This is a genomic window from Phyllobacterium zundukense (assembly GCF_002764115.1).
Classification (GTDB): domain Bacteria; phylum Pseudomonadota; class Alphaproteobacteria; order Rhizobiales; family Rhizobiaceae; genus Phyllobacterium; species Phyllobacterium zundukense.
Map to the genome: position 1 here is coordinate 258,531 of NZ_CP017942.1, position 25,711 is coordinate 284,241.

At 56.6% G+C, this 25,711-nt stretch carries 31 protein-coding genes; 10 read left to right on the top strand and 21 right to left on the bottom strand.

Annotated elements, in window-relative coordinates; genetic code table 11:
* Nucleotides 1–8 precede the first annotated feature (8 nt).
* Nucleotides 9–728: a HisA/HisF-related TIM barrel protein gene (locus BLM14_RS24270; RefSeq protein ID WP_162293238.1), complete on the bottom strand. Its 720-nt coding sequence runs from the start codon at nt 726–728 to the stop codon at nt 9–11.
* A 27-nt stretch (nt 729–755) separates the two neighbouring features.
* Here BLM14_RS24270 and BLM14_RS24275 point away from each other — a divergent pair, with 27 nt between their 5' ends.
* On the top strand, nt 756–1,823 hold the full coding sequence (locus tag BLM14_RS24275; RefSeq protein ID WP_100002470.1) for a hydantoinase/oxoprolinase family protein: 1,068 nt from the start codon (nt 756–758) through the stop codon (nt 1,821–1,823).
* A 6-nt stretch (nt 1,824–1,829) separates the two neighbouring features.
* On the opposite strand, the gene BLM14_RS24280 is transcribed toward BLM14_RS24275, so the two are convergent.
* The 5 genes from BLM14_RS24280 to BLM14_RS24300 are packed head-to-tail and all read right to left on the bottom strand — an operon-like array spanning nt 1,830 to nt 6,210.
* Nucleotides 1,830–2,441: a DUF447 domain-containing protein gene (locus BLM14_RS24280; RefSeq protein ID WP_100002471.1), complete on the bottom strand. Its 612-nt coding sequence runs from the start codon at nt 2,439–2,441 to the stop codon at nt 1,830–1,832.
* Nucleotides 2,438–3,838, bottom strand: coding sequence for a DUF6513 domain-containing protein (locus BLM14_RS24285; protein ID WP_100002473.1), 1,401 nt, complete (start codon nt 3,836–3,838; stop codon nt 2,438–2,440). The genes BLM14_RS24280 and BLM14_RS24285 overlap by 4 nt, the downstream gene beginning before the upstream one ends.
* On the bottom strand, nt 3,831–4,382 hold the full coding sequence (locus tag BLM14_RS24290) for a flavoprotein (RefSeq protein WP_100002475.1): 552 nt from the start codon (nt 4,380–4,382) through the stop codon (nt 3,831–3,833). The genes BLM14_RS24285 and BLM14_RS24290 overlap by 8 nt, the downstream gene beginning before the upstream one ends.
* A complete protein-coding gene (locus tag BLM14_RS24295; RefSeq protein ID WP_100002477.1) occupies nt 4,379–5,017 on the bottom strand; it encodes an amino acid kinase family protein in 639 nt (212 codons plus the stop codon). The genes BLM14_RS24290 and BLM14_RS24295 overlap by 4 nt, the downstream gene beginning before the upstream one ends.
* Nucleotides 5,014–6,210, bottom strand: coding sequence for a (5-formylfuran-3-yl)methyl phosphate synthase (locus BLM14_RS24300; RefSeq protein WP_100002479.1), 1,197 nt, complete (start codon nt 6,208–6,210; stop codon nt 5,014–5,016). Before BLM14_RS24300 ends, BLM14_RS24295 begins: the two co-directional genes overlap by 4 nt.
* A gap of 161 nt (nt 6,211–6,371) precedes the next feature.
* Between BLM14_RS24300 and BLM14_RS24305 the strand changes: the two genes are divergently transcribed.
* The 6 genes from BLM14_RS24305 to BLM14_RS24330 are packed head-to-tail and all read left to right on the top strand — an operon-like array spanning nt 6,372 to nt 11,482.
* A complete protein-coding gene (locus tag BLM14_RS24305) occupies nt 6,372–7,604 on the top strand; it encodes an ABC transporter substrate-binding protein (protein WP_100002914.1) in 1,233 nt (410 codons plus the stop codon).
* 22 nt (nt 7,605–7,626) lie between these two features.
* Nucleotides 7,627–8,601: a YVTN family beta-propeller repeat protein gene (locus tag BLM14_RS24310; RefSeq protein ID WP_100002481.1), complete on the top strand. Its 975-nt coding sequence runs from the start codon at nt 7,627–7,629 to the stop codon at nt 8,599–8,601.
* 28 nt (nt 8,602–8,629) lie between these two features.
* A complete protein-coding gene (locus BLM14_RS24315) occupies nt 8,630–9,127 on the top strand; it encodes a cupredoxin domain-containing protein (protein ID WP_100002483.1) in 498 nt (165 codons plus the stop codon).
* Nucleotides 9,128–9,180: 53 nt separating this feature from the next.
* Nucleotides 9,181–9,987 carry an ABC transporter ATP-binding protein gene (locus BLM14_RS24320; protein WP_100002484.1) on the top strand — a complete coding sequence of 269 codons (807 nt, stop codon included), beginning with the start codon at nt 9,181–9,183 and terminating at the stop codon, nt 9,985–9,987.
* Nucleotides 9,988–10,046: 59 nt separating this feature from the next.
* Nucleotides 10,047–10,850, top strand: coding sequence for an ABC transporter permease (locus tag BLM14_RS24325; protein WP_162293245.1), 804 nt, complete (start codon nt 10,047–10,049; stop codon nt 10,848–10,850).
* Complete coding sequence (locus tag BLM14_RS24330) at nt 10,847–11,482, top strand: hypothetical protein (RefSeq protein ID WP_100002488.1); 636 nt, start codon at nt 10,847–10,849, stop codon at nt 11,480–11,482. The genes BLM14_RS24325 and BLM14_RS24330 overlap by 4 nt, the downstream gene beginning before the upstream one ends.
* Here BLM14_RS24330 and pqqE read toward each other — a convergent pair.
* The 9 genes from pqqE to BLM14_RS24375 form a co-directional block, all read right to left on the bottom strand.
* Nucleotides 11,472–12,596 (bottom strand): pyrroloquinoline quinone biosynthesis protein PqqE, encoded by a 1,125-nt coding sequence (gene pqqE / locus BLM14_RS24335; RefSeq protein WP_100002490.1) that lies wholly within the window; start codon nt 12,594–12,596, stop codon nt 11,472–11,474. The genes BLM14_RS24330 and pqqE overlap by 11 nt on opposite strands.
* Nucleotides 12,593–12,892 (bottom strand): pyrroloquinoline quinone biosynthesis peptide chaperone PqqD, encoded by a 300-nt coding sequence (gene pqqD / locus BLM14_RS24340; RefSeq protein WP_100002492.1) that lies wholly within the window; start codon nt 12,890–12,892, stop codon nt 12,593–12,595. Before pqqD ends, pqqE begins: the two co-directional genes overlap by 4 nt.
* Nucleotides 12,889–13,644, bottom strand: coding sequence for a pyrroloquinoline-quinone synthase PqqC (pqqC, locus tag BLM14_RS24345; protein ID WP_100002494.1), 756 nt, complete (start codon nt 13,642–13,644; stop codon nt 12,889–12,891). Before pqqC ends, pqqD begins: the two co-directional genes overlap by 4 nt.
* Nucleotides 13,641–14,579 carry a pyrroloquinoline quinone biosynthesis protein PqqB gene (gene pqqB / locus BLM14_RS24350; protein WP_100002496.1) on the bottom strand — a complete coding sequence of 313 codons (939 nt, stop codon included), beginning with the start codon at nt 14,577–14,579 and terminating at the stop codon, nt 13,641–13,643. Before pqqB ends, pqqC begins: the two co-directional genes overlap by 4 nt.
* A gap of 98 nt (nt 14,580–14,677) precedes the next feature.
* Nucleotides 14,678–14,773, bottom strand: coding sequence for a pyrroloquinoline quinone precursor peptide PqqA (locus tag BLM14_RS24355; protein ID WP_100002498.1), 96 nt, complete (start codon nt 14,771–14,773; stop codon nt 14,678–14,680).
* Nucleotides 14,774–14,854: 81 nt separating this feature from the next.
* Nucleotides 14,855–15,358, bottom strand: a complete 504-nt coding sequence (locus BLM14_RS24360; protein WP_100002500.1) for a PQQ-dependent catabolism-associated CXXCW motif protein — start codon at nt 15,356–15,358, stop codon at nt 14,855–14,857.
* 83 nt (nt 15,359–15,441) lie between these two features.
* Entirely contained in the window at nt 15,442–16,302 is an 861-nt protein-coding gene (locus BLM14_RS24365; RefSeq protein WP_418314269.1) for a substrate-binding domain-containing protein, read from the bottom strand.
* Between the two features lie 4 nt (nt 16,303–16,306).
* Nucleotides 16,307–16,828, bottom strand: coding sequence for a c-type cytochrome, methanol metabolism-related (locus BLM14_RS24370; RefSeq protein WP_237143637.1), 522 nt, complete (start codon nt 16,826–16,828; stop codon nt 16,307–16,309).
* 168 nt (nt 16,829–16,996) lie between these two features.
* Nucleotides 16,997–18,850: a methanol/ethanol family PQQ-dependent dehydrogenase gene (locus BLM14_RS24375; protein ID WP_162293246.1), complete on the bottom strand. Its 1,854-nt coding sequence runs from the start codon at nt 18,848–18,850 to the stop codon at nt 16,997–16,999.
* Between the two features lie 499 nt (nt 18,851–19,349).
* Here BLM14_RS24375 and BLM14_RS24380 point away from each other — a divergent pair, with 499 nt between their 5' ends.
* Nucleotides 19,350–19,700 carry a hypothetical protein gene (locus tag BLM14_RS24380; RefSeq protein ID WP_237143638.1) on the top strand — a complete coding sequence of 117 codons (351 nt, stop codon included), beginning with the start codon at nt 19,350–19,352 and terminating at the stop codon, nt 19,698–19,700.
* Between the two features lie 18 nt (nt 19,701–19,718).
* On the opposite strand, the gene BLM14_RS24385 is transcribed toward BLM14_RS24380, so the two are convergent.
* From BLM14_RS24385 to BLM14_RS24405, 5 genes are all read right to left on the bottom strand, one after another.
* Nucleotides 19,719–20,573, bottom strand: a complete 855-nt coding sequence (locus tag BLM14_RS24385) for a quinoprotein dehydrogenase-associated SoxYZ-like carrier (RefSeq protein ID WP_100002510.1) — start codon at nt 20,571–20,573, stop codon at nt 19,719–19,721.
* Nucleotides 20,574–20,661: 88 nt separating this feature from the next.
* Nucleotides 20,662–21,561, bottom strand: a complete 900-nt coding sequence (locus BLM14_RS24390) for a quinoprotein relay system zinc metallohydrolase 2 (RefSeq protein WP_100002512.1) — start codon at nt 21,559–21,561, stop codon at nt 20,662–20,664.
* 56 nt (nt 21,562–21,617) lie between these two features.
* Nucleotides 21,618–22,376: an ABC transporter ATP-binding protein gene (locus BLM14_RS24395; protein WP_100002514.1), complete on the bottom strand. Its 759-nt coding sequence runs from the start codon at nt 22,374–22,376 to the stop codon at nt 21,618–21,620.
* Complete coding sequence (locus tag BLM14_RS24400) at nt 22,336–23,070, bottom strand: ABC transporter permease (protein ID WP_100002915.1); 735 nt, start codon at nt 23,068–23,070, stop codon at nt 22,336–22,338. Before BLM14_RS24400 ends, BLM14_RS24395 begins: the two co-directional genes overlap by 41 nt.
* 84 nt (nt 23,071–23,154) lie before the next feature.
* A complete protein-coding gene (locus tag BLM14_RS24405) occupies nt 23,155–24,096 on the bottom strand; it encodes an ABC transporter substrate-binding protein (RefSeq protein ID WP_100002916.1) in 942 nt (313 codons plus the stop codon).
* Nucleotides 24,097–24,557: 461 nt separating this feature from the next.
* On the opposite strand from BLM14_RS24405, the gene BLM14_RS31450 reads away from it, so the two are divergent.
* Together BLM14_RS31450 and BLM14_RS24415 are read left to right on the top strand one after the other, a co-directional pair.
* Complete coding sequence (locus BLM14_RS31450; protein ID WP_162293240.1) at nt 24,558–24,734, top strand: hypothetical protein; 177 nt, start codon at nt 24,558–24,560, stop codon at nt 24,732–24,734.
* Nucleotides 24,735–24,739: 5 nt separating this feature from the next.
* Nucleotides 24,740–25,099 carry a c-type cytochrome gene (locus tag BLM14_RS24415; RefSeq protein WP_418314274.1) on the top strand — a complete coding sequence of 120 codons (360 nt, stop codon included), beginning with the start codon at nt 24,740–24,742 and terminating at the stop codon, nt 25,097–25,099.
* A 45-nt stretch (nt 25,100–25,144) separates the two neighbouring features.
* Here the strand turns inward: BLM14_RS24415 and BLM14_RS24420 are convergent, their stop codons facing one another.
* A complete protein-coding gene (locus tag BLM14_RS24420) occupies nt 25,145–25,702 on the bottom strand; it encodes a thioredoxin family protein (protein WP_100002518.1) in 558 nt (185 codons plus the stop codon).
* Nucleotides 25,703–25,711 lie beyond the last annotated feature (9 nt).

The window sequence follows — 25,711 nt, forward strand, 5'->3', positions numbered from 1 at the left end:
TCCCCTTCTCAACCGTGCCGGATGTTCTCGTTTTTCATCAGAGACGAAATCGCTTCCGGTGTCAGCGCGCCGTTGTGGAGCGACGTTGCTACGAGCGCAGCCGATATGCCCATTGTTTCCAGCCGTTCAAGATCATGCAGGCTACGTATACCTCCAGCAGCGATGACGGTTCGGTCTTCAGCGCGGCGCTTGATCTCTGCAAGACGATCGAAGTCCGGTCCCGCATTGGCGCCGATCCGGCCGAGAGTCATGACGATCACTCGGGATGGCCAATTCTCCGCGTCCTCGAGGATCGACCGGGGGCCTAGGAACTCGTCGCCGCGAAAATCAAGAGACAGGATCAGGCGCGGGTTTGTGCATAGCGTTGCGAGCACGGAAGGGTCTGTTTGGGACTCGGAACCCAGAACCGGCAAGATACCGGGCGTTGCGAGAATGGGCTCCAGTTGAGCCCTTTCACTGAAGCCTGCGTCGAGCCAGATATCGGACTTGGTAAGCAGTGGCATCAATTGGTTCAAGACATTCCGGGGCGATGGGCGGTCCTGTATTGAGTCGAGATCGGCAACGTAGAGAACCGGAAAAGGATGGAGCGCACGCAGGCCGTTCGCCACGTCGAGGACATTGGCCGTCGAGCTGATCGGCGTTTCAATAGGCTGGTACGCATCGCGGTTACCCATGCGGGCGCGAACGACGAGACCTTCTTTTATGTCGAGTACGGGAATGATATGCACTTGTCGAATCCAAGGAATGATGTGCCCATGAAATCCCGATTTGCCAACGAAGGAAAGCCCCTGGTTACCGGCTGGGATCTGGGCGGTGCCCATCTGAAGATGGCCCAATGCCAGGACGGCAAGATTGTCTCGGCAAAAATCCTGAAAACGCCGCTTTGGCTCGGCGTCGATCAGTTGCGCGAAGCCCTGCGGGAACTTGGCCCCCTGCGCGTGGAGAACAATTTCAATGTCTTCACCATGACCGGCGAACTCTCCGATACCTTCGCCTCACGCGATGCCGGAATTGCCAGTTTGCTCGACCTCGTCGAGGAAGAGTTCGGTGTGGCGAGTACGCTGATCTATGCCGGTCGCGCCGGTTTTTGCGATGTGGGTTCAGCGCGTAGCCTTGGAGGTGATGTCGCATCGGCCAACTGGCACGCAACAGCTTCCCTGAGCGCGAAGCTCTCAGACACAGGACTCTTCGTCGACATGGGTTCGACCACGACGGACATCCTTGCACTCAAGAATGGCGAACTGGCCAATCATGGCTATTCCGATGCCGAGCGGCTTTTGACCGGCGAACTGGTCTATACCGGGTTTGCCCGCTCGGCTCTTATCGGCATCGCGGGTCTCGTCCCGGTACGAGGGCAGATGACGCCACTGATGAACGAATATTTCGCCAATACCGCCGACCTTGGCCGCATCCTCGGTACGCTCGACGAAGCGGATGACAAATATCCGTCGGCCGATCGTCAAGCGAAATCTGTCGCTGGATCGATCGCGCGGCTGGCGCGGATGGTCGGTCGTGACAGTGCTGATCTCGACGAGGATGAGTGGATCGACATCGCGCGGTGGTTCAGCGAACACCAGCTGCGCATGATCCATGACGCCGCATTCCGCGTCGCACGCAATCTCTCGCCGGACCGCACGGCGCCGGTGATCGGTGCAGGCATCGGACGCCCGCAGATCAAAGAGCTCGCGAAGCGCCTTGAACGGCCTTACTTGGATTTCGGTTCGCTGATCCCTGCCACAGAGGACGCCCGGGACGACGCCAGCAAGGCAGCGCCTGCAGCAGCGGTCGCTTTGCTAGGTTCAATGCATCTGCAGGGAGCATAGTCCCATCTAAATATGGCCTCCGTGGTGATGCACCACCGCATCCTTGCCTTTTGCATCGGCAGCATCGCGGTGATCCTTGACCCGCTGCATGAGCCATGACCAGGCCTCTTGTTCGTCGGGCCCCGCGGTCTTCTCGATGGCTATGGTCAGATAGGCGATTTCCGCATCTATTTTCTCCGGAGAAAGCATATGCAGCCGGCTGACCAGGATAGCGAGCTCGAGCACGGCGGCCTTGGCGCGATTGAGTCCCGTAAAGGGGGCGTGCGTCGCTTCCGAAACCACCTTGCAAAAATGGAGTGGGCGCAAGCCATCATCGTTGACTGAGACGACCTTGAGTACCGAATGGCTGAGCGCAGACTGAAGTCGCGGCACCGGGCAATTCTTGACGGCAACGGTCGGCCAATCCTTGCGCCCGGTCAGGCAGCCGGCAAAGACCAGCATATCGTCCGTGTAATTGGCGATCGCATAGGGAACAGTAGCCAGATTTTCCAGCGTCTTTGAAGGGCGAAACGGGGCGATAATCCAGCCATCGTCTTGCTGGATAATGCCGAGCGGGGCGATATGGGCGATGCCCCGGACATCGACCGTCGTTACGATAGTCTCCCTGATGTAGGTCATGGCGCCACATCCTTCTTCGTTCGCAATGTGTGGCCTGCTTCGGCCAGTCGCGTGCGGTCTTGTTGCTTCTCCGGCGCCGCCGCACCCCAGGCGAGCGGTTCGTCCTGTGCGTAGCGCTTGCCCAGCTTCCAGGCGATTTCGGCCTTGGTCAGCTCTGCACCCAGATAGAAAGCATGCGCCCCGTCGCCTTCAACGCCGAGGCCCGGGAAAAGTTCAAATGCATCCCTGGATACCTGGTGGCCCTTGCCATTGAAGATATGGACGCCGTCCGGTGCGGTCATGATGCGGAAATTGGCATCGCGCACATCATCGGCGAGTGCGTCGATATCTTCGATACTGTTGGGATACGGCTTGCGGTCGTGGATCTGCAACAGGCCGGCATCATAGCCGCGCGGCAGAGCATGGTCCTGCTTGGCCGCGAACATGATGCGGCGAGCGCGATCATGTTCCTCGACCGTGCGCACCGTGTGCGGGCTGACATTGACCACCAGCACATTGCCGATCGACAGCTCGGAGCAAAGACCGGCAAGGATTGCCGTTACACCAGACGAATCCGCATCGGTGAGTTCCGTCAGATTGCCTGTGCCCATCATCATTTCGACATTGGGCCAACGGCGTCGCGCTTCTAGGAAGCGTCCGAGCGATGCAGCAAAGCCAAAGTGAATGGGATCGAGCACTGGGTCGGCGATGAAGGAAATATTCGCAGCCTTCGCAGCATCGATGGCACGGCCAAGCGAGTTGAGGTCGCCCGGAATGGCCGGGATGAGAATTGGTGTAACGCCGTATTTGATGGCGATGCCGATCGTTTCCTCAGTAAGACTGAGAAGATAGTCTGCGCCGGCAGCAGCACCGGTTTCGAGTTCTTCAAGGTTCGCCGAATCGACGCTGACGGAAAGGCCCTGTTGCTTGAGCAGGCGAACGGCTTCGGCAAGGTGCGGAAACGGCGTTTCCGGAAGACAGCCAAGGTCGATGACATCAGCTCCGGCAGCTGCCAGCGTTGCAGCACGCTGCCTCAACGCATCAAGTGACAGCGCCGAGGCGTCGACGATTTCCGCGAAGATGCGCATCTCATGCCGCGAAAGGTCAACCGGTTTGCCAACCCGCCCGAGAAAAACCGGCAAATCAGCAACTTCGTCGGGCCCGCGCACGAAAGGAACCTCGAACCGCTCGCTCAGCCGGTCAAGATCGCCCCTGTAGCGGCCGGGAAGAATAACCCTGTCGGCAGTGACAGGCGGCTTCAGGCGACGGGAAATGATCTCCTCGGTCATGAGCGCCGCAACTTTCACACCGATATCAATGATCTCATAGGAGAACGCCGTCTGCCCAAGGTCTGCCAGAACCCGTTCCAACCTTGATCGGGCCAGATGCCCGGTCAGAAACAACAGACGCTCAGCCATCGCCTGCGATCGCTTTCTGGCGATCAGCGATCGCCGCTTGCAGCTCGGCAAGCGATTCAACGACATGTGTGCGCTCATATGTCTTGAGCCGTGCGGTGTTTTCGAGATCGATCGGGCGGGGGTAGACCTTGACCATACCGCCCGGCGCCATGGTTTCAAGTTCGGGCGCCGTATCGCAGGCAAAGACGATCGACGGTACCAGACACTTGCCCGCCTGCGCATAGACGTTGGTCGGCAGCGAGTCGGAAATCCCGACCACGCATTTCGCCACTGTGTTCGATGTTGCGGGTGCAATTACCGCCGTATGATAGACGCCGTGGTAGAAACCGCCGATCGGAATGGAGCTTGCCGTCTTGTCGTGCAATACCCGCATGGTTTCCGGAAAATCGAGTTTCAGCCCGTACATGCGCAGCACTTCATTCGCTGCCTTTGAGACAAAGACATCGCAATGCTCCAGCGTGCGTATCAGATCAAAACTTTCCACGAAGAAATGGCCCGAGCCGGTCAGCGCCCACGCCCAGCGCGGTGTATGAAGTCGTGTCATTGCGCAACGAATCCTTCGGCGGCCATTCTGTACTGCATGATCATGCGTCCGGGGATAGATGCCAAGGGCAAATCGAGCAAATCCAACGCCTGGGGACCCGCGACGTGAACGCGTGTGCCCTCACACAGCATGGCAGGCAGCAGGCTATCGACGATGCCCGCTTCGGCAAGATCCGTAACGCTGGCATAGTGCTGATACTCGTCAGTCTGCTTGATCAGCAGGAGTGAATTGAAGCGCAACTGTCCACACAGCCAGGCACTGAGTGAATCCGAGGTGACATCCCAGGAACAGGGAATATCCGATGCGTCAATCGTCATAAAGGATGGAAGCCACACGGGCATGTTCCCCGCGTCAAGCACCTCATGAATTTCGACGACCGAGCGGGCAGGCTGCAGGCGCGTGTTACGGTCCGCAATGGCAATGCCGAACTGATCCATGGCGAGTATCGCCATCGCATGAGCGGCCTTATCCGAATAGGCCAGGCGCTTCTGCGAAACCCTGACCTGATCAGCGAAGGGACCACCACCAGGCACGATGACGAGCGGAAAGGCGGCGGTCGCCAAGACCTCGATCCAGCGCTGCATTTCCTCCTGACCCGCCGTGCTTCCTCCCAGTTTCACGACGAGTGGCTTCATGACGAGGCGCCCTTCCTGCCTCCGTGTGCGTGTACCGGCTCGGCCTTGCCTGGGGAATGCCTGGACCGTGTCGAGTTCCTTGCGTCGTTTTTCCGCTCGATTTCGACACCAACACCGCCAGGTCCAAGTTCAAGCTTCTCGGCTCGTACCACCACGCGGGTTACGCGCGGATTGTCCAGTACGAATGCCGCCACCTGCTCCGCCAGCGTCTCGGCCAGCTCGACATGTCCTTGCGCGACAATGGCCCGGATGCCATCCATGATGAGATCGTAGGAAACGACATGGCGCATGTCTTCCGGATTGCGCGTCACCCGCAAGACATCAGCCGTTACGTCAAAACGCACTTTCTGCGACTTGCCGTGCTCGAAACTATAGGCGCCTATCTGTACCGGCAGAACAAAATCACGGACGAAAATCTTGTCGGTGCCAAGCCCTGCTTCGGCTGGATCAGGGAAATAGCCGCGCGCTGCCAGGAGCTTGTAGTCGACTCCGGTTGGTGCCCCCAGCCCCTGTGCTTCGGGTATCAGCGCCCGTATCTTAGTGGTCGCCTGCGCATCGATGGGCGAGTTACGGCCGAGCCCGGCGCACAGTGCTCCGCGAAAGCCGAGAAAGTCCGGCTTGAAAGCCAGCAGCCTTGGCACATCTGGCGCCTCGAGCGACCCCGCGACACCGGACATCAATCGATGCGACTGGCAATCCTTGACGAAATGGCCAATCTGGTCGGGCGTCATGTGATCAAGCAGCCGGCCTGCGGACTTGTTGGCTGTGTCGATCATCACGCCGTGAAAACCGGCCGCTGCAAATCGTTCAGGCAAGTCGTCGTCATATTCGTTCCGGTGGTCAGCGAAGAGAACGGCAATCAATTTTTTGTGCGAGGTGAGCGGCTTCACCACCTCCACGCAAGCAGCCAATTGGTCAGAGGGAAAGAAGCCGATTTTGATGAAGTCCACTCCCGTCGCAGCAATTTCTTCCACCTTGCGGCGAATGATTTCAGGCTGCATGGGAAGATCGCCACATGCGGCGCTGACGGGCCGTCTGCCGGAAATAAATTCGATAACTTCCAAGAGCTTGTCCGCTTCAACCGCTCCCAGCGCCCCGTTTGCGGGGTCCTTCAGATCAATAATATCCGCACCATTCTGAAAGACGATTTCCGCTTCCTGCCGGTTCCGCACACTCGCCAGCATTTTGGTCATGGACGTGCCCTGTCGTAGCGATGAAGAATCTCGTCCGTCGGCCAAGAAAAGCTGACAAGGAGGGTTGAGATTATTGCGGGGTTGTTTAAAAACACTCTGGGCACCTCTGTTCTTAAGCGATCGCCATCACGTGAATGGCGGCATATCTGAATGGTATGGTCATGAAGAGTACGGTGCCACACACTCTTGCGTTTTTAATCGGCTTTTTTTTGCTCTTCGTCAACGTGTCTGAGCTGTCTGCTCAACAGACATCGACCGACAAGAACGCAAAGCCAACGGTTGAAACGCAGATCGGTTACCTGCGTGCCTATGAACCGCAGCTGGCGCTTTCCGTTCTCGATATTCCTCCCCGCGACGAGGGTGTAGCCGGTGCCAGTGTCGCAATCAATGACAACAACACCACCGGAAAATTTCTTGGCCAGGCTTTCGCGCTCGACGTGGCGGAGACGAAGTTCGAGGCGGATGTCGTTCCTGTTTTCAAGGAAATGCTTGCCCGCGGCGACCGCTTCATCCTGACCGACATTTCGGCCAAGCAATTGCTGTCGATAGCCGACCTCGCGAAGGACAATGGTGTGCTGCTTTTCAATGTCGGCGCCACGGATGACATTCTGCGCGAGGAGCAATGCCGGTCCAACGTCTTCCACACGGCGCCAACACGCACCATGCTGGCTGACGGCCTGGCTCAATACCTAGTCTGGAAACAATGGCGCAAATGGGTGCTGCTCTATGGCTCGCACGAACGCGATCAACTGTACGCTGATGCCATTCGCCGCGCGGCGGCAAGGTTCGGTGCAACAATCGTCGAGGAGCGCCTGTACGAGGACAAGGGTAGCGCCCGTAGAACTGATACAGGCGTGATCCAGGTGCAAAAGCAGATGCCGGTCTTCACGCAAAACCTGCCTGAACATGACGTGGTGGTTGTGGCGGACGAGAGCGAGGTTTTCGGCAGCTATGTTCCCTACCGGACATGGACACCACGTCCTGTTGCAGGAACGGCCGGACTTACTCCCTCGAGCTGGCATCCAGCCAGTGAACAATGGGGCGGCTCGCAGATCCAGAACCGCTTCGACAAGGCGACCGGGCGCCGGATGCGGTCGAAAGACATGCAGGCCTGGACGGCAGTTCGAATATTGGGCGAAGCTGTCACGCGCACCAAGGGAAATGACCCGGCCCAAGTTGAAGCCTTCATCAAGGCGGACGAGTTTTCGATTGCAGCCTTCAAGGGACAGAAGGTTACGTTTCGAAACTGGAACTGGCAGTTGAGACAACCGATCCTGCTTGGCGACGCGCACGGCGTCGTCTCGACATCGCCGCAAGAAGGCTTCCTGCATCAATTTTCCGAGCTCGATACGTTGGGGATCGACCGCCCGGAGACCAAGTGCAAGCTGAACTAAGAATCGTAATGGGAGGAAAGAAATGCGACGACATTTGTGCTTGCTCGCTGCGACCGTGGCGCTGCCATTCTTTGCACAGCCCGCATGGGCAAATATGGTCTACGTATCCAACGAGAAGGACAATACGGTAACCGTCGTCGATTCCGCAACGATGGAGGTGGTGAAGACAATCGATGTCGGCCAGCGTCCACGCGGGATCACCATTTCGCATGACGGGAAACTGCTCTACGTCTGCGCTAGCGATGACGATACGGTGGAGATCATCGACACCAGCACCAATGAGATCATCGGCTCGCTTCCGTCCGGACCCGACCCGGAGCTTTTCGTGCTGTCGCCCGACGGGAAGACGCTTTACGTCGCCAATGAGGACGACAATCTCGTCACGGTGATCGATGTCGAGTCGAAAGGCGTGATTGCGGAAATACCGGTGGGTGTCGAGCCGGAAGGCATGGGCATCAGCCCCGATGGCAAGACCATGGTCAACACCTCCGAAACGACCAACATGGCGCATTTCATCGACACAACGACGCATGAGATAACCGATAACGTGCTCGTCGATTCCCGCCCACGCTTCGCACAATTCAAGCCAGATGGCTCGGAGGTCTGGGTATCCGCGGAGATTGGCGGGACTGTCTCGGTCATCGACAACAAAAAACGCGAGGTGACGCACAAGATCACCTTCGAAATTCAGGGGCTACGAACCGAGCAGATCCAGCCAGTCGGCGTACGCATCACAGCCGACGGGAAGAAAGCCTATGTCGCGCTTGGTCCGGCCAATCGCGTTGCCGTCGTCAATGCGGAAACCTACGAAGTGGAGAAATACATACTGGTCGGCCAGCGGGTCTGGCAGTTGGCTTTCACGCCCGACGGCAAGACCATCATCAGTACGAACGGTCTGTCCAACGACATTACTTTCATCGACACGGCGAGCGACGAGGCCGTCAAATCGGTGACGGTCGGGCAATTGCCATGGGGTGTGGCGGTATCTCCGAACTAATTCAGAATTATCCAAAGGGAGGAATAACATGACGAACTATAAATCGCTCGCATTGGCTGCATTTCTCAGCATCGTCGTCGCCCAATCCTTCGCATTTGCGCAGGCGGATGACGATGATGACGACCAGGCTGCGCCTAAGCCCAACGCCGAGACGCAGGCAAAGACGCCCGCAGTCAGCCGCGCCAGCAAGAATGTGCCTGAGCTCATCCTTGGCTCGAAGACGGATGATTTTTCGGTGAACCAGAAAGATTTTGAACTGGTGGCCGGACAGGGCTACCGCTGGAAGATCACTTCCGCTGCCGGTCTGGAGTACAAGTTCGTCACGGATCTTTTTCGCAATGTCTGGATGAACCAGATTGTCATCCATGATCTCGAAGTGCACATGAACGGCGGGCCGGCCTGGCTTGAATTCGACGCGCCGGGCACAATCAACGTACAGTTCACGGCAGTGCGCCCCGGTGAATATACCTGGTCGGTTCCAGACCTTGCCGACAAGGGGATGAAGGGTAAGATAACGATCAAATAGGCGTCAGACAGTCTCTGACTGACAGCTGCATAAGGTGCCAAGGGTGGAGCGCGATGGGTACGAATGCCGGATTGACCAACGTTCAAGGCAAATCATTGCCGGAAGCCGATGTTCCGGCACTTGACCTGGCCGCAGTGAGCTACGCCTACGGGAAACGGCAGGCGCTGGACGACATTTCTTTTTCCATAGCACCTGGCCGTTTTGCCGTGCTGCTCGGATTGAACGGGGCTGGCAAGACGACACTGTTTTCGTTGATCAGTCACCTCTTCGCTACCCGAAATGGCAGGATCCAGGTGTTTGGTCACGATATCAATCGCAGGCCGGGTGATGCGCTACGGCGCCTCGGGATCGTATTTCAGGCACGAACACTCGATCTCGACCTCTCGGTGCACCAGAACCTGTCCTACCATGCATCGCTGCACGGGATCGGAGCGCGTGAAGCGAACCAGCGCATTCACGAGCTTCTGCAGTCGATTGACATGAGTGACCGCCTCTACGAAAAGGCCCGCAGTCTGTCCGGCGGACAGATCAGGCGTATCGAGATCGTGCGGGCCCTGCTGCACCAGCCATCGCTGCTGCTTCTCGATGAAGCAACGGTTGGACTCGATATTAAGTCGCGCGCAACGATTCTCGCTGATATCCGCAAGCTGGTGCAAGACAATGGGATCAGCGTTCTCTGGGCCACGCACCTGATCGATGAGGTCGGTCATGCCGATCAGGTCATCGTGTTCGACAGGGGCAGACTGGTAGCCAATGGCGCGGTGAAAGATGTGGTCAAGGCGGCGGGAGCCGAGACGATCAATGAAGCCTTTTCGCGACTTACCGGTATCGTCACCTTCACTCCAGGGCACAGGCCATGACTGACATCACAGATCACGGCCAGATTGCGCGACCAGCGGTGCGGAAGCGCTTCGGCGTGATGCAATATCTGGTCTGTCTCAAGGGCATTCTCATTCGCGAGGGTTTGCGCTACCTCAATCAGCGCGAGCGCTTCATCTCGTCGCTTGTCCGGCCACTGCTGTGGCTTTTCATCTTCGCGGCAGGGTTCCGGCAGGTGCTCGGCGTTTCGATCATTCCGCCCTATCAGACCTATGTGCTCTACGAGGTCTATATCACACCCGGTCTTTGCGGGATGATCCTGCTGTTCAGCGGCATGCAATCATCGCTCTCGATGGTCTATGACCGGGAGATGGGCAACATGCGCACGCTGCTTGTCAGTCCGTTCCCGCGCTGGTTCCTCTTGGTGTCCAAACTTCTGGCCGGGGTCGCCGTTTCGATCATCCAGGTCTATGCATTTCTGTTCATCGCCTGGTTCTGGGGCGTTAAGGCGCCTGTGTCCGGCTATTTCCTGACACTACCAGCGCTCTTCCTTGCCGGTATGATGCTGGGTGCGCTGGGCATGCTGCTCTCCTCGCTGGTCAAGCAGCTCGAGAATTTCGCCGGCATCATGAACTTCGTGATCTTCCCGATGTATTTCGCGTCGTCGGCGCTTTACCCGCTCTGGCGGGTACAGGAGGCAAGCCCCCTCCTCTACAAGATATGCCTGCTCAATCCCTTCACCTACGCGGTCGAACTCATCCGGTTTGCCTTCTACGGGCAGATCGAATGGACCTCGCTCGCCGTAGTCTGCGGCTTTACCGTCGTCTTCATTGCAGGCGCCATTATTGCCTATGACCCGTCACGCGGTCTCGTTATCAAAAAGCAGGAGGGCGGAAACAATTGAAACGATTACGCATCATCATCGGTGCTTCTGCCGGCCTCCTCCTGCTTGTTGCGTCACCCGACACAACGTTTTCGGCAGCAAGCAATGACCCCAGCTGGCCATGCATCCAGCGCAAGGTACCGGAACTTTCAGTTGGTCAGGTATGGAACGGCCCCGACATCCCGGAAGCTGCGAAAAACTGGAATGCCGATCCGACGATCGATGACCTGGTTGGCGAATTGGCGGCGCGGCGCAACCCGGTCGATGTGGCGCAAAAGCAGATCGTCGAATTTGCTGCCGGTCTGCCGAAGGACCAGGTGAACGACAAGCTCTATATGCTGTTCCAGGGACTGTTCGATACGCTGAACCGGGAGCGCGAACAGGTGATTTCCGGCATTTCGCGTTATGCCGGCAAACAACGCGACCTTGCTGCCGATCTGCGCAAGGAGGCTTCCGAAATCGATGCGATGCGTGCCAAGCCGGATACCAATCCGGAGGAACTGGACCGTCGCGACGAGCGGCTGAAATGGGAAACCCGCATTTTCGAGGAACGGGTGCAATCCTTGACCTATGTCTGCGAGGTCCCAACGATCATCGAACAGCGGCTCTACGGCCTGTCAAAAACCATCGGCCAGTCGATGATCAAGCAATAGGTTCGACACTGCGGCCGATACGGCGGTAGGTGAATGCATCCGATCCAGCATCGGCTGACTTCGTATCCGTCGCTTCCTTGATCAGTGCTCCCATCCGCGCATGCAGCGGAGATTTGATGCAGGCGGGATCGGTCGCCGCAGCGTCGCCGGCGATTGCCATCGCCTGACAGCGGCAGCCACCCCAGTCGATCTCCTGGCGCTCGCAGCTCCGGCATGGCTCCTGCATCCAATCCGTCCCGCGAAAAGCATTGAACGCCGATGATTCATGCCAGATCCGGCTGAGATCCCAATCGCCGAAGCGCTCGAAACTTAGGGATTTGATCGTGCCGGCGGCATGGCACGGAAGGACCGTACCGTCTGGCGCAACCATAAACGCGTCGCGCGCCCAGCCACCCATGCATGGCTTCGGGTAAATGGCGAAATAGTCGGGCGTGACGAAGTCGATCGTCATGATGCCGCGCAACCGCTCCTGCGCTTCCTCGACGATCTCAACCTGCCGCTCGACGGCTTCGCGTTCCGGCATCAATGCCTGGCGGTTGAGAAGCGCCCACCCAGCATATTGCACATTGGCGATTTCCAGCCGTTCTGCGCCGAGGGACAGCGCGAGCGCGATGAAATCCGGCACTTCCTCCATGTTGTGACGGTGGATCGGCGCATTGATCGTCAGCGGCAGGCCGATCTCCCGTACGCGTCTGGCTGTTTCAAGTTTTTTCTCATGGGCGCCGCGAGAATTGCCGATCTTTTCCGTCGTCGCCGCAAAGGCACCCTGGAAACTGAGCTGGATATGATCGAGGCCTGCCTCTGCGAAGGCTTCAATTCGGCCCTCGGCAATTCCAACGCCCGCTGTGATGAGATTGGTATAGACACCGCGCCCGGCGAGACTGGCAATCAGCTCGGCAAGATCGGTTCGCAAGGTTGGTTCGCCGCCAGAAAGGTGGACCTGCAGGACACCCAGATCTGCTGCCTGCTCGAACAACGAAATCCAGCCCTGCGTGTCCATTTCACGATTGGCCTTCAAAAGTTCGACGGGATTGGAGCAATAGGCGCATTGCAGCGGGCAGCGATGCGTCAATTCCGCCAGCATGCCGATCGGGGGTAGAACAGGTTCCGTCATAGCGTCACCAGAAACTTGTCGGACCATTCCTGGAGAAAGCCGGTCACATCCGGCGTAATCTCCGCTTCGTCCGCTCCATATTGATCGCCCAGCAGGGCAATCATCTGCGCCACGCTGTACCGGCCGTCACAGAGCCGCAGGATGTCGAGACTGACTTCGTTCGGCCAGAACACCCGCTCCGGCGACAAGAGCGCCCACGCTCCGCGCACCCTATCATACTGCAGCCGCACATGCCGCTTCAAAACCGGTTTCGATTGCATCGACAGAACTGTGCGAACGCGGGTTGTCTCGATCATGCCGCCTCCGGATCAAAGGCACCGGGCGGAATATTGCCCTTCTCACCATAGGCATGAGCCAGAGCATCCAGCATCGCCCACAGTACGTCGCACTTGAAGACCAGGGCGTCGATCACTGCCTGCTGCCTTTCAGGATTGTCGGCATGGTTCATCACATAGGCCAGCGCGAAATCGGAGTCGCGCGACGCCTGGGTCGGGCGCTTGTCGAAATAGGCGAGAATATCCGCGGTCACATAGTCATACTTCGCCAGCATGGCCGGAACCCTCTCACCGATGATAACCGGCGAGAAGAGTTCGGTGAGTGACGATGCAACAGCCTCGAGCAGTGTGCGATTGGTACAGAAGGAAAGATAAGCGCCGACAGCAAACCGTGTGGCGGGCAGCGCGAGTTTTTCACTCTTGACGGCGTCGGCATCGAGGCCAAGGCCCGTCGCCAGCTTCAGCCAGCGGGCGATACCGCCATTCCAGCCATCGCTGCCGTCATGATCTTCGACCCGCTTGCGCCATTCCGCACGAAATTCCGGATCGTCGGAGCGCGCGATGATCATCGCATCCTTGCGTGGAATGACGGACTGGTAGCAATAGCGGTTAAGTGCCCAGGCCTGCATCTGCGCTTTCGTCAAGGCACCGCTCATCATCTGGTGATGGAATGGATGCCGATTGTGGTAACGGGCAGCGCCCACCTCCCGCAGCACTGCTTCAAGACCAGCCGGTGACAATCCATTGCGCGCCGCATCGCCAAATTCGCTCAAAGCCGAACCTCCATGCCGTCATAGGCTACTTCCCATCCCGCCTCATTTACTGCCGCATGTTCGGGCGAGGTTTCGTCGAGAATTGGATTGGTATTGTTGATGTGAACATAGACCCGCCGCTTGATGCCAATATCCGCCAAGGAAACCATCGAGCCATCCTCACCAGAAATGTGTAAATGGCCCATGCGCGCGCCGGTCTTTGCTCCCACACCCGCAGTGATCATTTCGTCATCGGTGAAGACGGTTCCGTCGAAGAGAAGGCAATCGGCACCCGACAGTCGTTGCGTCAGGGAGTGATCGATGCGCGCGCAACCCGGAATATAGAACGCCGCACGATCATCTGCCCGCGAAGAAATGCGCAACCCAATCGTATCGCCCTCCTCCGTGCCAAAACCATTGACCGCCTTGGTCTGGTCTTCGAGAAACAGGGCCACCTTGCCGGGTACGGCGAATGTTTCAACGATGATGCCGGTGGGCTCGCCGTTCACACCTATGATGTCGGTCTGTTCGCCCAGAACGAGTTGACACCGCTGGACGACGGAACGGTCGAGAACGTTGAAAATAGAATTGGCTTCGAGGACCTGCAGCACACGGCGCGTCGCATAGATGACGAAAGGTTCGCGCTCGCGCAGGCTAAGCAGCCCGGCAATGTGATCGACATCGGCATTGGTCAGAATAACCGCCCGGATCGGTGTTGCGCGCAGCGGACCCTCGACTCGGGGCTGAAGCTCCGGCGTTGCCGCGATCTGCTGGCGGATGTCGGGAGATGCGTTGAACAAGACCCAGTCACTCCCGTTCACGCTGGCAGCAAGGCTGGATTGGGTCCGGGGTCGAATGTTCGTTTCGCCGTTCCACGCTCCACGGCTCAATCGGTAATTGCAATTCCATTGCGGAAATCCACCCCCTGCCGCGGAGCCGATGATTTTCAATCGCATTACGGGCAAATTTCCCTCTGCCGGAAACACGTTTCCAGCGCCATCATCGAACCCAAGTCGCCCCGCGCAATCAGATCACGCAGGGCGATGGTTGGAGTTTACTTCTTCGCTTTCAGTTCGGCTGGCAGGTAACGGGAAAGTTCCATCCCTGCAGCAACCTGGCACATGGTAGGCTTCGTCCATGTTTTCTTCATGCTTTCCTCCTTCTCATTCAAAGATCAGAGATCTGATCTTTTCTCTCCGGCATCATACGCCACCCTGGCGCAGGATTGGAATTAATAGGGTTCATTTCTTTGTGTAGGCTGATTCGCCGCTACCCAGCCGTCGGTACCCAGGGGGTACCAGAAGACTGAGCGGTATCCCCACTCGACGGCCCTCTTGGCCGCGTTCCAGGACATCCAGCAATTCGCCATACAGTAGAAAAGCACCTTTCGATTCATGTCGTCTCCCAATCGAGACTTCAGCCCCTTACGGAAGTAGGCTTCCGTCTCCTTGTTTATGACTCCGTATCCCACATTGGGGAGCCAGATACTTTCGGGAATATCCTCCCGTATTTTTTCCTTCCAGATCGTTCCCGCCGGGAGATTTGCCGGTTTAGGATCGTGGGGAAGGACATCAACAAACACTGCCGATTTGTCTTTCCAGAGGGCAATGGTTTCATCGGTCGTCGCAACCATTGCCCCTTTCAGCGTCGCAGGAACCGGGGCGCGATAATCCTCCGTCCTGTATCCTTCTGGTTCCGGAACAGTCTCAGCCGCAGATACTGCAGCCGTCATCATGACGAGCAAACCAGTCACTGCTCCAAAACAATTCCAAATCAGTTTTCTCACATCACTCCCTGTCCGCAGTGCTCAGTGTCCGGCTATTGCGTAATCGGCTTGTTATTCTCATCGATCAGCGGAACCTGGTAATCGAGCAATATCTTGTTGATCTCCGCCTGGTTCTCTCTGATCACCTTGTTCAGTGTGCGTTTCCACTCCTGGTCGGAAGGACGGACACCCATGGTGATCCGGTAGGCCATATGCCCGGACTTTTCCTTCACCAGCGGCACAACTGTCAGATCTGGATCGATTTCTTTCGCATAGTATCCGGCCATCGGCCCCCAAAGGATGGCTGCATCGATCACGCCGCTCTTCAGTTCCTTCAGCATGACGTCAGCCATGGAAGGCGCAAGGCGTGTATCAACCATCAGCGGATAGGGGTGCACGTTGCGCATCAAGCCCGCCTTGGCCAGATTGGCGGCCGGCGGTGTGCCGGCGACGACACCAATTTTCTTTCCTGCCAGTTTCGGGTCTTCAATGAGCTCGACGCCATCGAGACCGCTGTTCTTCTTGTAGATCATGACATAGGTCGAACGGTAATAGGCGTTGGTGTTCTGCACCAGTTCGTCGCCTTGGGCATAACCCATGATGATGTCGCAGCGATTTGCCCGCAGCGTATTACGCACAAATCCTGTCGACATCGGATACCAAGTATAGGCCACAGATTTGCGTCCAGTCTTCGCGGCCACAAGATCAGCCAACCTGTTCTCGAACCCTTTGCCGCTCTCATCCGAGAACGGCATATTGGATGGATCCGCACAAACGCGAAGCACATCCGGATCGACTAGTTCGCCGGCAGCACCGAGACCAGCCCCTTGAGCGAGAACGCCGGACGGGGCGGCGATCACTGCCGCCATCATGCAACCGCCAATCCATTTCACCAAAGCTCGCCTATGCCGCATCATCTTATCCACCCATGCAGGATGCTTCCGCATCTTTGGCAGCTTGTGGCTTGTCCTCGTGTTTTGCAGGACGGCCTCGCGGAAGATCGCCAACGGCACGAGCCCGCAGATAGACGTAGAGATCATCCATATAGCAGTATACATTCTTGTTTTCGCCGAAGGCAGGCATGACTTTTTCATTGCCGGCACTGAGGTTCTTGCGTCCCGCAGCGACAATCGACATGAAGTCCGCATAGTTTATGTTCTTCAGGGACTCGGCCAGAGCCGGCGCAAAGGACGATCCCGCACCATCGGCCCCATGGCATACATGGCATTCTGAGTTGAACCGGCGATAACCACTATAGGTATACCAGTCGACGGTCCCGTCGTTTATCTTGAATGTTGGGCTCCCCTCCTTGTCGGTATATTTGCCGTTGTCGTCGGCGGCAACCGCAGCGGCTGCCTTGTCGTCGGCATAGGTGCTGCCTTGAGACGCCAACAGGGCAAGTCCGGCAGTAACGGCAAGAAATGTCATTCTAATAGGCATTCGGGATCCTCGCATTCCAATCCGACAGTCAGCGCCTCCCGGCACCGGCTCGACGGTTGTGATTGATCATCAATTTTGGTGACACAAGGGGCCCGGCCTGGTTGGAACCGGGCACCCTATTTTCCAGGCCTGCATCTGCAAGCTCAATGTGTCCACATCGTTCCGGAATTACTCGGGAACGGTAAAAACGGTCAGCTGACCGCCCAAGGTTGTATAGTCCGCCAGAGCGGCATAGCCGCCGACAGCGCCCAGACCCGCCGTGCCGATGACAGCAGCTTCGTCGCCCTGGGCTCTGCCCTGGTCAACGGCACCGTGCCACGCCGTGGCGTTTTCAGGCGCCAGCAACCCGGCAGCAAGGCCGATACCTGCCCAGCCACCAACACCGGACAGAACGGCAACATATTGTTTGCCCTTATGTTCGTACGTGGTGACGTTGCCGATGATGCCGGAAGGTGTCTTGAACTTGTAAAGTTCCTTTCCGTCCTTATCGACCGCCTTCAGATAGCCTTCGAGCGTTCCGTAGAAGACAACATCGCCATCGGTCGCGAGAGCACCTGACCAAACCGAGAACTGTTCGGGTTTGGACCAGACAATCTCACCCTTTGCCGCATCCCAGGCGATGAAATTACCCATGCCACCATGACTGTTCGGAGCCGGATACATGGAAAGCGTTGCGCCGACATAAGGCTGACCGGCGGTGTAGTTTACCTTGTAAGGCTCATAGTCCATGCAGACATGGTTCGTTGGAACGTAGAAGAGCTTGGTCTTTGGCGAGTAGGCCGCCGGCTGCTGGTCCTTGGTACCAAGAGCCGCCGGGCAGATGCCCGTCGTATTGACGTCTTCGCCCTGCACTTGTGTCGAGTACTTGTCCACGACTTTCGGACGGCCATAGGTCTTGCTGTCCTTATCCATATCGACTTCAGTCGCCCAGTTGACCGCTGGATCGTATTTCTTTGCGACCAGAAGTTCACCCGTTGCACGATCCATCGTATACGCGAAGCCATTGCGGTCGAAGTGTACGAGGACATCCCGAGGCTTGCCCTCGATTTCAATGCCATCGGCCAGGATCATTTCGTTGACGCCATCATAGTCCCATTCGTCGTGCGGGGTCATCTGATAGAGCCACTTGGCCATCCCTGTATCGGCATCGCGTGCCATGATGGTCATGGACCAGCGATTATCGCCGGGACGCTGGCTCGGATTCCAAGTCGATGGATTACCCGTGCCATAGTAAATCAGGTTCAGCTTGGGATCGTATGAATACCAACCCCATGTTGTACCACCACCGATCTTCCACTGATCGCCTTCCCAGGTATTGGTACCGGAGTCAGCACCGACCGGCTTGCCGAGATGCGTGGTTTTTTCCGGATCGATCAACGTTTCCTTGTCCGAACCCATTGACCATGCACGCCAGGCCTGTTTGCCGTCCGCGATATTGTAGGCTGTCAATGAGCCGCGAACACCAAATTCACCGCCGGAAATACCGACAATGACCTTGTCTTTCACAACCATTGGCGCTGAGGTTCCAGACTCGCCCTTGCTGCCGTCTATTACTTCAGCGTTCTTGACCGACCATGCGACCTTGCCTGTCTTTGCGTCGAGAGCAACGAGCGTCGTATCCGCCTGGTAGAGGAATATCTTGCCATCGCCGTAGGCGACGCCACGATTGACTGTATCGCAGCACATGATTGGAATAACGTTTGGATCCTGCTTGGGCTCATACCTCCAGAGGATCTTGCCGTCATTGTTCAGATCGAGTGCATACACCGTATTTGGAAAAGGCGCATGGACATACATCACATCGCCGACGATGAGAGGGCCTCCTTCATGGCCGCGTAGCACACCGGTCGAAAACGTCCAGGCAACCTGAAGGTTCTTGACGTTGTCCTTGGTGATCTTGTTGAGTTTGGAGTACCGGGTATTGGCATAATCGCCAGTCTGAATCGCCCAGTTTTTTGAATCAGAGATCAATCCCTGTACGTCATCATTGGCTAAGGCTCCACCCGCCAATGAGAACGACATGGCCGTCGTAGCCAATGCAATTCCCATTAAATTCTTGTGTACACGCATTTTGAGTCCTCCCTAAGTTCACATTTATGAACCATCGGACGAATCCGTTTCAGTAGCGGGCTCGCTCCATTAGCTCACGCAAATGGGGAAGTATTTCCGGCAGCGTGTCACGACAAAGCCAGGCGCGCAGAGGGCACCGTTACTGCCCACCTCGCTTGGCCTACGAAGACTGTCACCACTCCCTTGACGGCAACGTCCTTGAAGCCGGAAACAAGTGGACGATAGGAGAAAGAAATGCATTACGCAAGCACGATTATCAATTTATATTTGCTGCATTGCAATATACTATTTTTGCAATGCAGTAAGTAGCCGCATTAATTGACATATTCTGTCAAACGCCGCTGTCACATAATTTGATACTTTGATCCGCATTAATATTTGCCAATCAATATTATTTTTTGCTATCTACTTATAAAATGTATATTTTAACTGGATGAAAGCGAGATATCTCATGATCACGCCAAAAATCGCGAATATTGCCTTGTTAGCAACTGCAGCAATTGCGACCCCTTTGCCGGCGAAGGCTGCGTCAGATTACCCCACTTCGACGCTTGCCGAATACGTCTACGGGTGCATGAAAGCCAATGGTGAGAACCGCGATATGCTTCAACGCTGCTCCTGTTCGATCGATGTGATTGCCTCCGTTGTAACCTATGACCACTACGTGGCTGCAGAAACTTTCAAACAGATGGGACAGGTCCCTGGGGAGAACGGTGTGCTCTTCCGCGAAAGCGCTCCGGCCAAGGCTGCAACAAGCGAGTTGAAGCGCGCCCAGGCCGAGGCCGATATGCGGTGTTTCTAGAAGGTTGTCGGGCCAGGATCAAAGACTCGACGATTCCAGCGGCCATTCGTCCTGGAATTTCTTGCCTTTCGTGTCCGCTGCCTCGACCTTGACATCCTCGCCAGGCTTGGCATCGAATTCGAACCGGAAGTTCGGATCCTCCGAAATTGATATCCCGCCCTCCATGGACATGATCAGGCGATCGCCTTGCGAGACCGTAAGTCCCTGAATGAAATGCGGGGGAATATAGTAGCGGGTGATCTGGTCCATCTGCAGGCCGGAATTGTTGGGATGGCGTATCATCAGCTGCATCTCGGTTGCGCGTGTCATCGGCTCGGTGCCGGGTGCGTTGGTGGGGAACACCCGCAGTTTCATTTTCCCGAGCGAAGCCATCGCCTCAGCCTGGTTTTTCATCGCAGGCGCGGAGCAGCCTCCTGACGCTTTCACGAACGTCTCCGTCATATGAAGCTTGCCGTCTTCCGTCTCCGCTATCGCCCTGACATAGGAATAGGCATTGACCCGCAACCGTGTTGCAAGATGGGTTACGCCCGCATCCTTTCCGAATGTGAACACGGCGGCGACAGGCGCCGGATTTTCATCGACGATCAATGTGACAGCCTTGATCCGACCGGTCTTTGCATCGGTTTTGAAATGCAGATCAACGGGGACGATGGCTGCGTCTTCAGCACGTTTCGGGGCTTCGATGGAGATAATGTTATCGGCAGGCCCGATCACCTTCTGGCCGAATACGTCACCTTTCAAACCATTCCAGGTAGTGCTTGCCGGAACGCTCGTATCCTGCGCACCAGCATTCATGGAAACCGCAGTTCCAAGCAGTGTCAAAAGAACGACCGCAACTATCCGGCTGCGTCGGTTTATTGAATTAATCGTCATTATCTTTGTGCCTCCACCAAGAAAAATTGGCGGTGCCCGGCCATGCATCAGTATATCACCTTGCTGGATGATCTGGCAAACAGCACGATCATTCCCATTCAAGCTCGGCAAAGGAAGCCGTGGCATTGCGCTCGTTATATTCGTCGAAGAGCTGCCAGTTCCCCCGTTCGCTTTGAGCAGCTGTCTTGACGGCTTCCGCAATGGGTACGCCATCGGCGATTGCCTTGCGGATGTCGCGGGCGAGGACATCAAAGTAGCGCTGCTCAGGTTCAAGCGCTTCCGGCCATTTTGATGGCACCGGACCATGTCCCGGAACAGCAAGTTTTGCCTTGATGGCCCTCAGGGCTTCCAGCTGTGCAATCCACCCGCGCAACGATCCATCCATCGTTGGAAGATGGTCGATGAAACAAAGATCGCCCGTGAAGAACGTTCCGGACTGCTGATCGAGAACGGTCAGGTCATTGTCCGTGTGGGCGGGGTTCCAGGCCTTCAAGGTCAAATGCCGTTTGCCGAGGTCGAGTTGTTCCTCATCGACAACAAGTTTGGTTGGCGGCACGATTTTTATCTCCGCCATCAGGGCACTGCCCATGCTGTCGCGGAAGCTCTGCAAATAATAATCGCCGCGGCTCGCAAGTGCGCGCGGCAGATTGCGATGGCCGACGACAACAGCGCCAGTATCGCTGAATGCAGCGTTACCGAATATGTGATCGGGATGCATATGCGTGTTGATCAGATAACGGATGGGTTTGTCCGTGGCGGCACGGATTGCTGCAATCAGCTCCCGGCCTTCGGCGACACTCCCTCCACTATCGATCACAGCAACGGCTTCCGCACCGACAACGAAACCGACGTTGCAAATCCCGCCTTCATTGTTTGCCGTCATCATTGCCGGAATGCCGGCAAAGGCGAACACGCCGTCCGCGATCTCTGTAACGGGCAGAACCGCGTTGGGCGCCGCTTGCGCCCGCGCAAACCGGGTATGCGTCATCCCGCAACACGCGAATAAGGCTCCGGTTTTGAGGACGCTTCGCCGTGTTGGTCCGTTCATGGCACGTTCCTGATAGCCGTGAATTTCTCGTTGAACGATCTCAGAAGATCAGCCTTGACCTGTTCGTTACGGTATTGGCGAGGAAGACGGATATCGAAAGTGCCGATCACATGCGCCGGACGATCCGACAACACAATTATGCGATCGGAGAGCATGATCGCTTCCTGCAGATTATGCGTCACCATCAAGGCAGTTGTCGGGCGTTCCGACCACACAGACATCAACAAATGCCGGAGCTGCTGCGCCGTTGACTCGTCAAGCGACACAAAAGGCTCATCAAGCAAGAGAATATCCGGTTCAATCGCCAGCGCTCGCGCGATCGCAGCTCTGCGAGCGAGACCGAGGGAGAGTTCTGCCGGATAGAATGCGCGCATCTTTGACAAACCCAGCTGCCCAAATAAGCTATCCAGATTCGTATTTCTCAAATCCTTTGGCAGCGCCAGCCGCACGTTCTGTTCGACTGTTCGCCACGGCAGAAGCATCGGCTCCTGAAACACGGCACCCATGCGTGCATGTGCGATGCCAGGCAACTGGATGGTTCCCCGATAATCCCGCTCAAGCCCAAGCAGGATACGAAGCGTCGTCGTCTTTCCGCATCCAGAAGGACCGAGGATGCATGCAAATTCATTCTGCGCCACTTCGAAGCGCAGATTGTGCAGTACGTCGATCGTTCCGCCATTCGAAGAGCGGAACGATTTCTGCTCGATATCGACCTTAAGCCGCGCGGCGGCGCCAGCGAGTGGATGTGTGTTCAAGAGGCTGCACCACGACAAGTTCTATGAAAAGCATCACAACGACGAAGGCCAGAGTATAGGCAAGGATCGCGGCGACATCGAAAAGCTGGAAGAACAAATTGATCTGGAAGCCTATGCCGTTCGATCGGCCAAGCAGTTCGACCACGAGTACGATCTTCCAGATCAGTGAAACGCCGGAACGCGATGCGGCGGCGATATAGGGCTGCAGTTGCGGCAGCAGGATATGCCGCAGGCGATCAAGAGCACCGAGACGATAGACATGAGCCATTTCTGCGTAGCGTGGATCAAGCGCGCGTGTTCCTTCGCGTATCGTGACGACGACGTTGGGAATCTTGTTGACTGCGACCGCGCCAATCGCCGCGGCCTCATTCAGGCCGAACCAGATATAGGCGAGCACGATGATCACCAGCGCAGGTATATTGAGAAAGAGAATGAGCCAAGGGTTGAAGAACTGGTCGGCACGCCGATGGCTGCCAAGCAGGACGCCAATCACCGAGCCAATGATCATTGCGAGGAAAAAGGAGGCTGCAACACGCCACAAGGTAATGGCCAAATGATAGGGCAGATCGCCGCTCGCGGTCTCGCTGAGGAACGTTCGCAACACAAGCAAAGGTGCCGGAAAAGACCGGCTTGGCCATAGTGTCGCTGCCAAATGCCACACGACAAGCAGAACAACAAACGACAGCACGACCATCACGGATGAATTCCATCGGCGCAATCCGGCGACGGGCTGGCCGGCATTCAGAGTCTGTCCGGTTTCAGTGGCCACTGGCCCCATTTATTTTTCCTTCCAGAACGTGCCGGGAGCCAGCGTCCTGGCGGGGCCGACAAGCCGGGAACCTCCGAGTTCAGCAAGAACAGCATAGAGTTTCGCTGCATCTGCTTCCTCTTCTTCGGCGGTCGCCTTGGGAATGCCCTCCCGGTAGCGGTCACGCAATACCTCCAGTTCGCGGCCTTCGGCCTTGATAACTGGTGCCAGACGTTGCCAGTCCTCATCGGAACTTGCGAGAAGTGCCTTCGCGTCACGGCTGGCACTAATGAAGCCAGCGATCGCTTGTGAGTGCGCTTTTGCCCATTTTTCGTGGAAGATATAGCCAATCGCAGATGCCGTGCCCGAAGCGCCAAGCGCTTTGGCGGCCTCGCTTGTGCTGATCAATCGGTGAAATCCGTTGGCCTCCAATCTTGCGCAGAAATTCCAGAAATTCAGAACCGCATCGAGTTCATCCTGCTGCGCCTTTTCGGCAAGCAGTGGCGGTGCGCCGTAGATGATCTCGTTCTCTGCCGCCAGATCGATTGACAGCTGTTGTTTGGCGAGGCCCTGCATGAGCAGCCAGCTTTTGTCGAGAGGTCCGCCCGCGACACCGATCTTCTTACCCTTGAGATCGGCAAGATCCTTCAGTGGCGACCCGTCGCGAACCATCAACGCGCCGACAGAGCTGGAATACGGCACGAAAGTCAGATCTTCACCGGACGAGCGCTGACGTGACACCCAAAGCCAGTCGCTCACAATGATATCGACGTCACCCGCCATCATCGCAACATTGGTCGCATCCTCACCGGCAAAGAAGCGGACATCGACATTCACGCCATGTTTCTCGTCGAGCTTGTGGTGTTTGATCGTGTCGAGTTCCCAGTTCACCGTGCCGAACTTGAGAACGCCGACCCGAATTGTTTCAGCAGCAAAGCTCACCGACATGCCAAGGCTGCCAAAAGCCAGCATAAACAAGAACAAGAAGCGAAAGAGGCGTTGATATATTCTTGTCACGATGTCCTCCCAGACAGATCGTTGTGTCTTCCTATAGTGTCAGTTCCTTCGTCGGATAGGCGCACTTCCACCGGACAACTCGAACTTTGGGATGTCCTTCAGACCACCTGGCGATTTCAGCTGGCGCAAGGAACATGCAATTGAGCATGCCGCCCTTGTCTTCGAAGTGCAGTCGTTCTTCCCGGCAGCTTGACGGGTTCGACACGAGACAAATCGTTATGACGAGATCAATCACATCCAATTTGGCACCCTCCCATCTCCCGACCACGTTCGCCTGTATTACCGCCAACAATTGGAGGGGTATTGACAGGAGCAATCGTCTTTTTGGTTTCTCAAGGTGCCCGAATGAGAAATATATCACTAAGTTACGGTTCCCTCCTCAAGACGTCAATCGCGACGGAGAGGAAAACGTAATCGTGATGCTGCGGCGTTATTTCACCGGCCAAGCGATTGACTTATCAGGAGCCAACGGTAACTTCTGGAAGCGTTCTAAAAAATTGGCGGCGCCAATGCATGGAAAATTGGCGCCGGTCTTCGTCCAGGGCACCCTTGGCGAAAATGAGGAGATGCCATGCGTTATTCTACCATTCTGATTAGTATGTTAGCAGCGATTCTGTCTGTAGCTGGAGCCCGCGCCCAAGATGCCGGTGATGCCAAGGCAGGAGAAGTCGTGTTCAAAAAATGTTCTGTATGTCACGTGGCTGACACCGACAAAAACAAGGTCGGACCTTCATTGTTTAAACTGATGGGAAGAACAGCAGGCACCCATCCAGGCTTTGCCTATTCACCCGCGATGAAAGAGGCAGGCGCTGCTGGTCTTGTCTGGGATACGGCCAGCCTGCGCGATTATCTGCACGATCCAAAGGCAAAGGTGAAAGGCACGAAGATGGCTTTCGCCGGCTTGAAGGACGATAAGGATATCACCAACCTTGAAGCTTATCTGAACCAATTCAAATAGCCGAAATCGCCGCCGGCTGATTTGCCGGCGGCACCGCGCCTCACGTCAGGCAATCTCACGCCACTTGATCGAACAGCCGATTGACGCGATCTGCTCGCGCGGTCCCTGCCCCGAATTGGCAATCTGCTTCATGGCTTCGAAAAGATCGCGGTGCAGATCGGATGCGTCCTCTTCTTTGCGCGACGCATCCAGCCGACCCCGATATTGCAGTTCGCTGGCGCCATTGAAGCCGAAGAAATCCGGCGTGCAGGCTGCACCGTAGGATCGAGCGATTTTCTGGTCAGCATCGTGCAGATAGTGAAAGGGGAAAGCATTTTCCGCTGCGAAAAGCTTCATGTTCTCGTAGGAATCTGCGGGATAGGCAGTGGCATCATTCGAATTGATAGCGACGAACCCCACGCCAAATTCCCTGAGGTCGCGAGCGTCACGCACGATGCGTTTGATGACGGCCTTTACATAGGGACAGTGATTGCAGATGAAGGCAACCACGAGGCCCCGGCGTCCGGCTTGCGCCAGAATTGAATGGTTCTGGCCGTCGGTTCCGATCAGGCTGGCATCCACAGCTTTCCAGCCGAAATTGCATACTGGTGGTGTCGCCGCCATATTTCTTCC